Annotated in this window: 9 protein-coding genes; 2 read left to right on the forward strand and 7 right to left on the reverse strand. The window is 56.7% G+C overall.

All coding sequences use genetic code 11. The features are described from left to right. Positions 1 to 970 precede the first annotated feature (970 nt). A complete protein-coding gene (locus E1N14_RS18510; protein WP_025011742.1) occupies positions 971 to 1576 on the forward strand; it encodes a histidine phosphatase family protein in 606 nt (201 codons plus the stop codon). On the opposite strand, the gene E1N14_RS18515 is transcribed toward E1N14_RS18510, so the two are convergent. The 7 genes from E1N14_RS18515 to E1N14_RS18545 all read right to left on the reverse strand — a co-directional run bounded on the left by E1N14_RS18515 (position 1546) and on the right by E1N14_RS18545 (position 9767). After that, positions 1546 to 1830 (reverse strand): hypothetical protein, encoded by a 285-nt coding sequence (locus E1N14_RS18515; protein WP_025011741.1) that lies wholly within the window; start codon positions 1828 to 1830, stop codon positions 1546 to 1548. The two genes, E1N14_RS18510 and E1N14_RS18515, sit on opposite strands and share 31 nt — an antisense overlap. A gap of 10 nt (positions 1831 to 1840) precedes the next feature. After that, positions 1841 to 2773: a sensor domain-containing diguanylate cyclase gene (locus tag E1N14_RS18520; protein ID WP_025011740.1), complete on the reverse strand. Its 933-nt coding sequence runs from the start codon at positions 2771 to 2773 to the stop codon at positions 1841 to 1843. A gap of 250 nt (positions 2774 to 3023) precedes the next feature. Then, the gene (locus E1N14_RS18525; protein ID WP_062793857.1) at positions 3024 to 3764 is read right to left on the reverse strand and encodes a DP-EP family protein; all 741 of its coding nucleotides are present in this window, start codon (positions 3762 to 3764) and stop codon (positions 3024 to 3026) included. 121 nt (positions 3765 to 3885) lie between these two features. Further along, positions 3886 to 4623 carry a DP-EP family protein gene (locus E1N14_RS18530; RefSeq protein WP_152134833.1) on the reverse strand — a complete coding sequence of 246 codons (738 nt, stop codon included), beginning with the start codon at positions 4621 to 4623 and terminating at the stop codon, positions 3886 to 3888. Positions 4624 to 4757: 134 nt separating this feature from the next. Beyond that, entirely contained in the window at positions 4758 to 5111 is a 354-nt protein-coding gene (locus E1N14_RS18535) for a DP-EP family protein (RefSeq protein WP_025011810.1), read from the reverse strand. A gap of 4 nt (positions 5112 to 5115) precedes the next feature. Next, on the reverse strand, positions 5116 to 8385 hold the full coding sequence (locus E1N14_RS18540; RefSeq protein WP_062793854.1) for an nSTAND1 domain-containing NTPase: 3270 nt from the start codon (positions 8383 to 8385) through the stop codon (positions 5116 to 5118). A gap of 95 nt (positions 8386 to 8480) precedes the next feature. Beyond that, positions 8481 to 9767 carry an acetyl-CoA hydrolase/transferase family protein gene (locus E1N14_RS18545; protein WP_025011808.1) on the reverse strand — a complete coding sequence of 429 codons (1287 nt, stop codon included), beginning with the start codon at positions 9765 to 9767 and terminating at the stop codon, positions 8481 to 8483. A gap of 278 nt (positions 9768 to 10045) precedes the next feature. Between E1N14_RS18545 and E1N14_RS18550 the strand changes: the two genes are divergently transcribed. Then, a complete protein-coding gene (locus E1N14_RS18550; protein ID WP_025011807.1) occupies positions 10046 to 12757 on the forward strand; it encodes a hypothetical protein in 2712 nt (903 codons plus the stop codon). Positions 12758 to 12873 lie beyond the last annotated feature (116 nt).

Raw genomic sequence — 12873 nt, forward strand, 5'->3', positions numbered from 1 at the left:
TTTTTACACAGACAATCCTGTGCCTGGGAAATAGGCGTACATCTGCAGCTAAATACGACACCGTTGGAGGAAGAATTGCACCGACTTCCCCCTCGGTGTCGCCGAAAGCCGTTGGCGCAAATAACGTGGCTGAGGGCGAATGCTCGCCGGTGGCGAGTGTGCTTATGAGCGCGAGCCAAGGAAGGCGAGCTGGCCTTTATCCATGGAAGGATCTGGATGCCGAAGCAGCGACAGTCGAATCAGGGATGAGCGTCTGAAGCGCTAGTTATTTGCGCCATTAGGCCGAGGGGCTTTCGACACCGTGTTGGGCGGCAAGGGAGATCCAAGAGGGGATTGCTGTTGCTCCCTTCTTGGTCGGGTGTGGGGCGAAGCTCCACGACTTTAGGCCGCTGGTACAGCGGCGATCATGGCTTCCAGCTAAAAGTATCTAAGCTAATATTGCCCGAGCTTCCGGCGACGGATGTTGCTCATTGCCTGCCGCAGGCTTATGCACAGGCGATCCTGTGACTCGCTGCGAGTACGTCCCTGTAAGCTCTGCCTCGCCATCCCTGGCTCGGAAGGTCACAGTCCCGCCTGTGCTTGGAAAATAGGCGTCTGTCTGCAGCTTAAAACGACTCTGTGTGGAAAGAATTACACCTCCACTCCCCCTAGGTGTCGCCGAAAGTCGTTGGTGCAAATAACGTGGCTACGAGCGAGAGCCAGGGATGGCAAACTGGCCCTTGTGCATGGATGCACTTGCTCCACGACTTTAGGCCGCTGGTACAGCGGCTATCATAGCTTCAGGCAAAAACTCACCAATGAACTTGGTTTTAGCTGCCAGCTAAGCTGCTGCCCATCACCTGCGGTGCAGATGGACAGGAAGCCCATGGCAAGTGTGCCGCTAGTATTCAGCCCCAGCTTGCTCCTTCCCCAGCTGGGGAGTACCCTCTTTCGCAGCCAACCGTTTAAGCAGTATCGGGAATTGACCGCCATGCCAAAGGAAATATTTATACTACGCCACGGCCAGACTGAGTTTAATGCCGCCGGTAAGCTGCAGGGACACTGTAACTCACCGCTGACCGAACTCGGCAGGGCGCAGGCAAGAGCTTATGGTGTTGTCCTGCAACAACGACTGCAATCGGCAAGAAATCCTCAACAAGAATTTCAGCTGGTTTCCAGCCCGCTGGGAAGGGCCATGGAAACGGCGGCTCTGGTGGCAGAGGTGCTTTGCCGGGATCCCGGCGCCATTATTACCGAGCCCAGGGTGATTGAATGCGGTTTAGGTGAATGGGAGCAGACCCGGGTCGCCGATATCCACGCCGCCAGACCCGAGCTTGCCGGGCGCAATGACTGGTATCTGCAGGGCCCGGGCGCAGAAACACTCCCCCAGGTGCAACAGCGGCTGGCACATTGGCTGACCGATCCGGCAACCCCGGAGCGGGTGATCCTTGTGTCGCACGGCCTGACAGGGATTGTCCTGCGCGCCCTGTTGCTGGGCCTGGATGACAAGGCACTTTGGCGTCAGGACAAACCTCAGGATGCCCTCTATCACTTTCACAGTGAGGCTCAGGAGAGGCTCAAACGCATCTGTTGCTGACTCGCCAACCAGTCGAAGTGGGCCAGCAAAGCCTGCAAATAGCGCAGCTCTTCCGCCGGAAGTTGCCCCTCAGCCGCGGCTATCTGCTGTAAGTCGTTCAGCAGTTGCCTGACCAAAGGCTCGGTGCAGTAGCCCTTCCACAGTCTCAGGGCGGCTTTTTTCGGCGAATGGCAGTAGCGCCGCAGCTGAATATCGACAAACCAGTCGGCCCGCTCCCGGGCGCTGGGCATCAGCGTCATCACATACCAGTTCATCCTCTCCTCCTCAGGCGGATAACTTGATCCTGTCGCGGCCATCGCTCTTGGCTCGGTACAGGGCTGTGTCCGCCGCGCTGAGCATGGCCTCGGCCGTGCGGTACTGGCCATTGATCTCAGTGGCAATCCCCTGGCTGACACTGACACAAACCTCACGGCTCAGCCCCAATTTGACGAAGTCCAGACTACGAATGGCCTCGGCTATCTGCTCGGCCACCACCCAGGCCATGGCGCTGTTGAATCCGGGCAACACCAGGGCAAACTCCTCACCGCCAAAACGCGCCGCCAGACACTGGGGCGATGGCAACGCCGCGGCTATGGTCTTGGCCATCAATTTCAGGCATTCGTCCCCCATCAGGTGACCATGCTGATCGTTGAACTGTTTGAAATGGTCGGCATCTATGATCAAGGTGCTGATGGGCTTGTGCTTATCGACGCACTGCTGCCACTGGCGTTCCAGTGTCTCGGTAAAGGTGCGGCGATTGGCCAGTCCGGTCAAATAGTCGGTCGCCGCCAGGGTGGACAGGCGTTTAATCTCATCCCTGTGACCGCTGAGATCATGCAAACCAATCACAAACAGCGGCAGCAAGCCCTGAATAAAGGAAAGCGATAGATTCACCGGCAGCTCGACCCCATCGACACGTCTGAGCAATACCTCCCAGGGACCATGTTGCAGCGGTACCTGGCGACCGTATTGGCTGCTGAACATGCTGGCGTAGCGGCTACGGTAAGGCGCCGCCAACCAGGTATGCCAGAATTCACCGGCAAAGGTTTCGCTCTGATCGCCCAGCAGCTCGGCCGCCGGAGAGTTCACCGCCAACACTTTGCCCTCACCATCGGCCAGCACCATAGGTTGCTGCATGCACTCAATCAGGGTCGCCAGAGCCTCGCTGTCACACTCACACTGACTAAAACCAGCTTCATTGCTGTAGGGGCTTGCCATGCTGTTCTCCCTCCCGACCTGCGGGTTGTTCAATTTCGACAGGGATAACTCTAGCGCGTACGTACAAGGCTAACCTTCTGATAAGCTTACGATGTAATTTATTGAAAAATATAGTCAATAATTTAGATCTTCGGCTGAGTAGAATAGTACTGACACGAAGTCACAGAGCGGGGGGAGAGGTAAAACTAAACTCGAAGAAGGCAAATAAGCTCCGGTCTTTAAAGACCGGAGAACTGATTCAGCGGTTAACTCAGTTGGTCGGTTTATTGATAACCTGTGGATCCGGGCTGGCCAACAGGAGTGGCGATTCCTCACTGCTGAACAGGAATTGATACTTGCCTGTGCCTGGGTTACGCATAGAGTCATGCAGCTGCAGTGTCAGGCCATCGGCGCTGACCTCGACCCGATCGATATGACCATCGAAGGGATTGGTGAAGGCGGCACCGACAAATTTCAGCCCGGCCGGAGAATCTTCCAGGTTCAGCAGTTGGTAGGTGATCACCGCAGGTTCACTGACCACCACATCACCACTGCACTCCAAGCCCTGCTGCGAATAGTGAAAGCTCGCCTGCCGGGCGTTATCCAGAGTAACACTCAGCACCACGGGCTCACTGACCTCACAGTAAGGTAAACGCGGCCTCAACAATAGGCTGTCGGTTTGGCTCAGCTGCGCCGCCTGGTCAAACTCGGCCATCCTTGACTGCCAGCCAAACAGCGCCAGGATCCGATAGACTTCCGAAGCACTCAGTGGTTGTTGCAACAGCCGGCGATCCAGCTTCACCAACCCCTGCTTGTCAAACACCAAGCTATTGATAAAGGCGGGTAAAGACTGCCCCAAGGGCTCCAACGGCGAAGGCTCGGCCAGCAAGAGTTGCAACTCGGCGTCACTCTTGACCGGTGCCATTGCCAGATCGATCTCGGCCTGAGTAGCGGCACTCAGTGCCAGGGGAAAGCTTGCCAGCAGCGCGCTGGCCATAAAAGCAATACGCATAACGACTCCATGTCAATTCGCTCCACATGCCTTATGTGGACCAACTTAATGAGTGGCAGCAGAGACAGATACCACTCCGATTAATGCAATCAAACTGGGTTTAAATATCTTGGGATCAAAATCAGTCAGGTCTGTTAATGATTTCCGGATCCGGGCTGGCCAACAGGAGCGGCGATTCCTCACTGCTGAACAGGAATTGATACTTGCCTGTGCCTGGGTTACGCATAGAGTCATGCAGCTGCAGTGTCAGGCCATCGGCGCTGACCTCGACCCGATCGATATGACCATCGAAGGGATTGGTGAAGGCGGCACCAACAAACTTCAGCCCGGCCGGAGAATCTTCCAGGTTCAGCAGTTGGTAGGTGATCACCGCAGGTTCACTGACCACCACATCACCACTGCACTCCAAGCCCTGCTGCGAATAGTGAAAGCTCGCCTGCCGGGCGTTATCCAGAGTAACACTCAGCACCACGGGCTCACTGACCTCACAGTAAGGTAAACGCGGCCTCAACAATAGGCTGTCGGTTTGGCTCAGCTGCGCCGCCTGGTCAAACTCGGCCATCCGTGACTGCCAACCAAACAGCGCCAGGATCCGATAGACTTCCGAAGCACTAAGTGGTTGTTGCAACAGCCGGCGATCCAGCTTCACCAGCCCCTGCTTATCAAACACCAAGCTATTGATAAAGGCGGGTAAAGACTGCCCCAAGGGCTCCAACGGCGAAGGCTCGGCCAGCAAGAGTTGCAACTCGGCGTCACTCTTTACCGGTGCCATCGCCAGATCGATCTCGGCCAGAGTAGCGGCACTCAGTACCAGGGGAAAGCTTGCCAGCAGCGCGCTGACCATCAAAGCAATACGCATAACGACTCCATGTTAATTCGCTCCACATGCCTTATGTGGAGATAACAAACTTATTGGATGGCTCCAGGACAGAAGCCACCCAGGTTAATGTAATCAAGCTTGGGTTGAACACCCTTTCAGTAACATAAACTTGCTCAGTCGTTTCCGGTATTCACGACTTGAGGATCCTGGCTTGAAACCAGCAGAGTGTTGCTGCTGTTACTGAGGATCAGCCTAAAGCCTGTCTTGCCTACCACAGAGTTGGTGTCCATCAGTATCAGCATATCCGGGGCCTCGGTCTTGACCGCATCGATAATGCCGTCGAAGGGGGTATCGAAGGAGGCGCCGACAAAGGCCAAGTCCATATCTGTCTTGTCCTGCAGCTTATAAATAATATGAGTATTGGGCTTATCTACCACTACTGGGCCGTCCGGCTCATAGGCAAACTGAGGCACGCGGTTATCATCTAAGGTAATGGTGACAATGATATTTTTTACGGGTACAGACATAGCTTCATCCTTGTTTCAGGTTAGTTTTTGAGGGGAGTTTAAATTGACGAAAACGATAACCAAGTGGCTCAAATTTAGCCTTCATTTTCAATAGTTCCTGTTGGTCATCCATGCAATCCAAAGCCATAGCATAAGGCGCGAGTATACGGGCATCACGATTCACAGTGACCCATGGTTGCAGACTTCGGCTGACTTTCTGGCAGTGAGTATAGGCAAAGCTTAAATCGTTATTTAACATGGACACACTATAGGCGCTTACAAGCCCAGCCTCGGCCAAGGCTCCCATATCGACAGTGCCCAAAACCGTTTTCTGTCCTAATGTTGTAAAAAACGCTTCTGCCAACAGAGCAAGCTTATGAGCTTGCTGATAATCACCTTGTTCGAGCCGCTCTTTGGCAGCAACCAACCAAAAACGAGCCTCCAATTTAAGCTGCTTAGTCGAAGTTTCGCTTGACGGCTCACTGGCCAGAAGCCCTCTGAGGGCATTAAGCATGGCGGTTTTTTCTGTTGATGCCGGTAGCAAGCTAACCAGTAACACCTCAACAAAAGATTGCTGCATTCGCCAGCGCTCATTTTCCGGATCGGCCTCAAGCGCGGCAGCAATAGCCCTACTGGCTTCAATTGCACTCTCTCTGGCCAACTCGGTTTGCTGCACCGCTCTGTACAACTGAGCCAAGATCTCCAGATTCCCGGATAATCTATATAGTTGATAGGGTTCTCCCTGAGCATGCCGTTTTAACTCTTCGGCTATCTGCCTATGAATGGCGATGGCTGCTTGAATATCCCCTTCTGCACTCGAAGACCTGGCGAGCCAGGAGCGAGTATCGGCGACATCGGCCAAGAGCTGAGGATCATCCGGCGACTCGGCCAGCGCGATCAGCTTGAGCCGCAGCGATTCTTCAAAGCCCTGGCGCGCCTTGCTGAAGTCCTGCAGCTTCATCGATAAAGACCCCAGTGAATTGTGGGCGTAGGAGAGCTCCATCAGCGCTTCGCTGTTGTCCGGCGCCAGTCGGTACATGGCCAGACTGTGTTGCAGATAAGCCTCGAACCAGGGGCGGGTGCCCTGCCAATCGCTCTGGTCATACTTGAGTTGCCCAAGCCAAAAGGCATTGGCACCAAGGGTCTTTAACAGCTCCAGCTGATCTGTACTACCGGACAGCAGCGGCAAGAGTTTGTCTCTGGCGGCCAGCAGCGCCTTTTCCGCTTCATCCACCCGGCCACGGGAATAGGCCACCTCACCCATGGCTTCCAGTGTCTGGCCATGGCGAAACAGCGCCGCCTCACTCAGGCTGCTGTCGGCCTCACGAAAATAATCCAGCGCCTTGTTGCTGACACCATCGAGCAGATCCATCCGGCCTATGCTGCGCAGCTTGTCGGCAAAGTCACCCACCATAAAGCCCAGCAAGTCTTCTGCCGCCAGGCGCTTGGCCTGCGCCTGCTGCTCGGCTTCAACGCTGCGATAACTCATGAATACCGAGATGAGGGTCAAGAGACATAAAAGCATGAAGGTCGCGCCCTTGAGGCGCCGCTGGCGCTGCCCTCTGGCGCTGGAGGCGGCAACATAGCTTTCGCTGACAGGATCCAGCTCAAGCAGGGGATCGTTTTTCAGCGCCAGCGCTTCGGTCAGCGGCTTTCCCTGGGGCAGCAGAAAATCGCGGCTGCACTGCTGTTGCTGCCAGCGCCTGGCCTGATGGAACAACCTGGCCTTGGCCGCCAGCCCTTCCCTGTGGCTATCTATCCAGTCTCTGGCCCTGGACCAGCGTCTGAGCAAGGCTTCATGGGCTATGCTGAAACCGGGTTCGCTGTCCTCCAGATGGGAGACAAACAGCCGACTGTCGACCAAGGCCTGAACCAAGGCGCGCTCGGCATCCGTGGCCAATTCGGAATATCTGGCACTGCGACTGGTGACCGACTGCTCATCTTCCCTGAGGGTCACCAGCAGCGACAGCACCCGCGGCAGGGCCGCCCTTTGCGAGCTAGACAAGGAAGCGATGGCATCTTCGGCGGCCTGGCCTATGGCTCCGGCCAGCCCACCCAGGCGGTGATATACCGCCAGTTGCAACTGGTTGTCGTCACTGCGCTGCAGATACAGGGCCTGCAGCATATACTGCAACATGGGCAGGGCATCCGGGTTACTGGCGGCCTCACGGCACAGCAGCTCATCCAAGCCCAGTGCCGATTCAGGGTCAAATTCCCAGCTCAAGCCTGCGGCTGCGGCCGGCAAGCGTATCATCTGCAACAGTTCCTGACGGCTGGGCGGCAAGAGGTCGAAATGGGCGCCATTGCCCTTGCCCGCCATCAAGCTGGGGCTGGCAACCACCTGAGGGTAGAATTCATTGCGACAGGCGCTGAGCAGCAATACGGCTCCGGAACGCGCCAGGGTGTCGAGCAGCGCCAGCCCCTGCTCACGGGCGGCGGCCGAGAAGCGCGGCGAAGACAGCAGCACTTCCAGACGGTCGACAAACAGGCCGAACCTGGGCTTCTCCCAACTTTGGGACGGCAGCGCCCGGCAGAGTTGGGCGCAGAGGCTGTCGATATCCTGTTCCAGTGCATGAGCCAGCGTTTCGGCGCTGTAGCCTGCCAAAACCGGCGCATCGTCCAGCTCCCAGTCGAGCATGGCGGCGGCCAATTCCAGCAGCAGTTGATCTTCGGCGACATCGGCCAGATCCAGTATCGAATAGCAGGCCAGGCCTATGCCGTGAAAGCCCTGAGGCGAAGCCAGATTGGGCAAAATGCCTGCGTTAATCAGCGATGACTTACCGCTGCCACTGGGGCCAAGCAGCAAGCAAAAACCGCGGCCATGTTTAATCTGCCGGGCTATGCGTTCCAGTAAGGCGTTGATCTGTTCGCTGCGGCCGAAAAACACCCCGGCATAATCGGCGCTGAAGGGTTTTAACCCGGGAAATGGTGAGCCCAGGCTCCAGGCCAGCGACGGCAAACTGGCTTCGTGGCCGATGGGGAAACGGACATCGGCTACAACTCGATAGCCGCGTTTGCGGATAGTTTCGATGAAAGAAGGATCGCCGGCCTTGTCGTCCAGCGCCCGGCGCAGCTGATTGATGGTCTTGTGCAGCGGGTTATCGCCCGTGTCGCTGCCGGGCCAGCAGGCATCCAGCAGCTCATCGCTGCTGACTACCTCGCCGCTGCGACGACACAGATACAGCAGCACATCCATGGCTTTGGGTTCCAACTGCCGCAGGCGCTTTCCCAGCCGCAAACTATTGCTGCCGGGATCGACCTGCCAATCACCCAAAAAGAAGCTGCTGTCGCTCATGGAACCTACCGCGATAAGAGATTGACCGCATCTTACCCGGTATACAAAGTTAACACCATGATAACAGCGTTAAATTTTACGTAATGAGCGTTAACTCAAATACTCAAACCCCAGAGCTCGAATGTCTCCCGGCACAGGGATTCGCGAAAATCCGGATGCGCTATGTCGATTAAGGCTCTGGCCCGCTCGCGGATACTGCGGCCCCTGAGGTTGGCACAACCATATTCGGTGGCAATATAGTGCACATGGGCCCGGGTAGTCACTACCCCGGCACCTGGGCTCAGCACGGGCGCGATACGGGAAAGCGCGCCATTGGCGGCCGTGCTCGGCAGGGCGATAACCGAGCGCCCGCCGGGAGAGAGACCGGCGCCGCGAATAAAGTCCATCTGCCCGCCTACCCCGGAATAGATTCGGGTACCTATGGAGTCGGCGCACACCTGGCCGGAAATATCCACTTGCAGCGCCGAGTTGATGGCCATCACCTGCGGGTTGCGGCGAATAACCGAGGTGTCATTAACCTGCTCTATATCCAGAAACAGCACTTCGGGATTGTCATCGACAAAGTCATAGAGAGCGCGGCTGCCAAGCGCAAAACCTGTGACCAACTTCCCCGGATGCACCTTCTTGCGGCTGTTGTTAATCGCTCCGGAGCGATAAAGCGCCAGAATGCCGTCGGAAAACAGCTCGGTGTGGATCCCTAAGTTTCGTCTGTCTGCCAACTGCCCCAATACGGCATCCGGAATGGCACCTATGCCCATCTGCAGGCAATCGCCGTCTTCAACCAGAGAGGCCACATGCTTGCCGATAGCCTGGCTGATGGCATCGGCTCCGGCCATGGGGTGTTCGGGCAGAGGCGAACTCTGTTCATACACGGCGGCAAAGCGGTCATAGGGTACAAAGCTGTCGCCATGGGTGCGCGGCATTTGCGGGTTGATATGGGCTACGATGCGGCCGGCCACATCACAAGCGGCGCGGCTGGCTTCGACACTGATCCCCAGCGAACAGTTGCCATGGCTGTCCGGCGGCGACACCTGTACCAGCGCCGTATCTATGGGTTGCTCGCCGGAGCGAAACAGCTTGGGCACCTCGGATAAAAAGACAGGCACATAATCCGCCTCGCCACTGGCCAACAGGGCGCGGGTCGGGGCGCCGCCAAAGAAACAGCGATGGCGCAGATGGCCCTTGAGCTCGGGCACGCTCAAGGCCTCGGCTTCCTCGGTATGCAGTTGCAGCAGGGTCAGATTCTGCCGCGTCATGGCATGCTGTGCCAGCGCCTCCAGCAAGACTCTGGGGGTGGCTCCCATAGAGTGGGTCCAGATATATTCATCATTCCCTATCAGGGATACCGCTTCCAATGCACTGGAACAAACTCTTGGCGCCATGCTGCTTCCTTATTAGCTCGGTGATTTGCTCCTAACCCTAGCCAGTTGCTCTGGGAAGGGCAATCCCTTGCGGCCAGCCAAGGCCCCTTGCCGGTGGAAAGTGGGCGCTACGCCACACTGGGCCTCAAGCCACGTCCAATTTCACAAAAATGCCGCTGCGGCGGATAAGGCGTTTACCCTCAAGGTCTCAGTCGTTAGACTAGCCGGGCCCCAGGCTGCAGCTGCAAGTTCCACTGAGTAGCTGTGCCCGGGCAGGACTCAAGTTTCAAGGAAGTAGTATGTCTCAGTTCGACAAGACCCTCAGCGTCAGCCTCAATCCAGAGGATCCCGCCAGCATCGCCCTGGCACTGCTGCAATACCGGCAACACCTGAACGACGGCAGCGCCTTTCGACTCAATGGCTCCTTGCTGTTCAATATCGAGTTCGTCAATCAGCAGCAAAGGCCGCTTAACCGTGACGATGCCGGTGCCAACCGCCCCTTGTTGGAACACGCCCTAGATGCTGCCCGCCGGGATCACAGACTCAGCTTTTACACCGAACCGGTACTCTTTGCCGCAGCGCTGAACTTTCCCGAGCTATTGGACGAGCTCAAGGCCACAGCCGAGGCCATGGTGGCCTTCTCCCGCCGCCGCAACGACTCCAGCGATCTCTTTATCGATGACTACAACGTCTTCGGGGTGGAAGCCCTCTACATGCTGGCCAGGCAATATCCCGAGCTGAGCCATTATCTGGCCGCCTTTCTGGTACCTTACTGGAACTTGGAAAGCTTCTACCAACCTGTGTTACTGCTGGGCAAACTGGTGGAGGAGTTCGGCTGGCGCCGCGAACTGATCCACGCCTATCTGCACTGCGACGGCGAACAGAATCGCCGCTGCTTTTTCCAGACCACAGAGGGTAATTCAGTCAACCTCAGCCTACTGGAACATTTTGCCCGGCATCCAGACGATTACCCCTGGTTTAAGGCGCAGCTGCTCAAGCGTCTCGAACAAACGCCACTGCTGGCCTATGCCAATGAACAACCGCTTGAACAAACCCTGCCGGTACTGGAGTTCTTCTACAGTCTGGGCGACTGGCCGGTAGAGGCTGACATTGACGACACTGAACTGTGGCGGGATCGGGTCAAGCAGCAATTGATCTTGGGTTGCCGGGTAGAGGATGAAGCACTTTCCTTGCTGGCACAGCTGAGCGAGCAGAGCCAACCTCTGGTAATAGTGGCTGAGGCCTGGCGGGAAGACGACCGCCATACTCTATGGCAAACCGGGGAAGAGCAGGCTCTGGCAGAGGACTATGACTGGGATCAGTATGATAACGAGCCGGACTCTGACTATGCCGAGCTATTTTATGACCTGGAAGAGCCGGAAGACTACCTCAGGATTGTCGAACTTGAAGAACTGGATGCCGAAGTGGGAGAGGCTATGCTTTGCGCGCTGGCCGAACTGCCCAAGAGCCTTGGCGCCTGCGCCTATGCCGCCTATCGCCTGAACTCGCCAAACAGCTTAAGCCAGGAAGCCGACAAGGCCAACGAGGCCGCGGCGCTGCTTCGCTGGCTGGCGCAGCAGTTGCCGTTACAGTTTCAGCACCATATCTTCTATGAGGGCGGAGAGTACCAAAAGAAAAGGCGTGAACATCGCCTTCTCAAGAGCTGGCTCGCGGATATAGACACCGAGGGCGATGTTGCCAAGATGGCTCAAATTGCCTCTGAGATACTCTATACCAGTAAGGACGGAAAGCGTATTGCACTCTTATGGTCCAATGGCAATAAAGGATTCCAAAACGGCTTGTTGGCGCTGTATTTCCTGCTCTGCGCCCCGGAGCTCGAAGCGCCGCAGTGGCAGGCATTGAAAACCCTGGCACAAAGGCACTGGCAGCTATGGCTGACGTTGGATCCGCTACAACTGATTGAAAAAATTTATTATTGCTGGGCTGACTACGCCTTCTATCCGGCCATTGACGATGAGCATATCGAGGCCGAATTGCGGCAAAACCTGCTCAAGCTGGGTGTCAGCGAGGCGCAGCTCGATGCTCATTGCCTGCTGACAGCACAACAAGTGGCTGCCTATCGCCCGGCCGATAAACGCTTCTGGCAAAGTTATATCACCAGGCTGAGCCGGTTTGCCGAAGCCGACCCAGAGGATAACAGCATGATAGGCCGCCGCCTCTGGCAGCAACAACAGCAGCTGTTGCAAGCGCTTGACTCTGGCCGCGAGCTGCCGAGGCTGAACTTTTTTGGCCATCTCAAGGCCAACTTCCCCGAGACTCCTCTGCCGCAGGCGTTTTTCGAACTGTTTGATCTTTGCCTGCGGCAAAGCTTCAGCAAATCATTTCCCGAACAGCAGGCGCAAAACCTCTGCCGCCAACTCAAGGCTTATCTGGAATCGGGCGAAGGGCTTGAGCCCTTGACGCCCCAAACCGCGGCCGAGTTGCAGGACTGGGCGCCTTGCCGCTCGGACGACCCCACCGATGCGGCTGAGCTTAGCGACTTTGTCTGGCTGCTGCCTGAAGCGCAGGGGCGAGGTTTGGCCCTATTTCTCGCAGGCCTTGGAACCCAAAGCCTGTATTGGCTTCACCGGCCGAGTGTGGAGACGGCCTATGTCAACCACCTCATTGCCGAGGGTGGTCTCTCGATGGCGCAGCGCTGGGAAGATCAAAGCGTGGGACACAAGCGTCACAGCGACTATGACACAGGGTTAGCCTTTCAGAGTGCCAAGGAAAACTGGGCTCTCTGCTGGCTCGACAGCATAGGCATAGCGCCGCAAAGCACTGTCTATTTCGCCGTAAGCCAAGGCCGCGCCCCGGCGCCCTTCCTCAAACATTTGGCCGATGAGGGGCGACTGCCGGAGACTTCGCAGCTCTTGACCATAGACGAACGTGTACGCCTGCTGAAGTTGCTGGCACAAGCCGGGGTTGACGCCGAGCTTTTCAGCTCCTTCCTGCAGGACGAGTCAGCCGCGGTCCGGCAACTGGCCAAAGATTTGGCGCAAGGCTCTTAAGGAAGACATTGATAAAACAGCAGTTGGGAATAACCCAATAAACGAGTAATAACAGGATAACTGCCGCGCCCTGACTCATGGCGCGGTCGCCGGTTGTTTAACAGGAAGTGCCTTAC

Origin of the sequence: Shewanella algae (assembly GCF_009183365.2) — a bacterium.
GTDB lineage: Bacteria > Pseudomonadota > Gammaproteobacteria > Enterobacterales > Shewanellaceae > Shewanella > Shewanella algae.

What these genes read in the sequence shown, in the direction of transcription:
- E1N14_RS18510 (WP_025011742.1), top strand. Translation starts at nt 971, where the DNA reads ATGCCAAAGGAAATATTTATACTACGCCACGGCCAGACTGAGTTTAAT.
- E1N14_RS18550 (WP_025011807.1), top strand. Translation starts at nt 10,046, where the DNA reads ATGTCTCAGTTCGACAAGACCCTCAGCGTCAGCCTCAATCCAGAGGAT.
- E1N14_RS18515 (WP_025011741.1), bottom strand. Translation starts at nt 1,830, where the DNA reads ATGAACTGGTATGTGATGACGCTGATGCCCAGCGCCCGGGAGCGGGCC.
- E1N14_RS18520 (WP_025011740.1), bottom strand. Translation starts at nt 2,773, where the DNA reads ATGGCAAGCCCCTACAGCAATGAAGCTGGTTTTAGTCAGTGTGAGTGT.
- E1N14_RS18535 (WP_025011810.1), bottom strand. Translation starts at nt 5,111, where the DNA reads ATGTCTGTACCCGTAAAAAATATCATTGTCACCATTACCTTAGATGAT.
- E1N14_RS18545 (WP_025011808.1), bottom strand. Translation starts at nt 9,767, where the DNA reads ATGGCGCCAAGAGTTTGTTCCAGTGCATTGGAAGCGGTATCCCTGATA.
- E1N14_RS18530 (WP_152134833.1), bottom strand. Translation starts at nt 4,623, where the DNA reads ATGCGTATTGCTTTGATGGTCAGCGCGCTGCTGGCAAGCTTTCCCCTG.
- E1N14_RS18525 (WP_062793857.1), bottom strand. Translation starts at nt 3,764, where the DNA reads ATGCGTATTGCTTTTATGGCCAGCGCGCTGCTGGCAAGCTTTCCCCTG.
- E1N14_RS18540 (WP_062793854.1), bottom strand. Translation starts at nt 8,385, where the DNA reads ATGAGCGACAGCAGCTTCTTTTTGGGTGATTGGCAGGTCGATCCCGGC.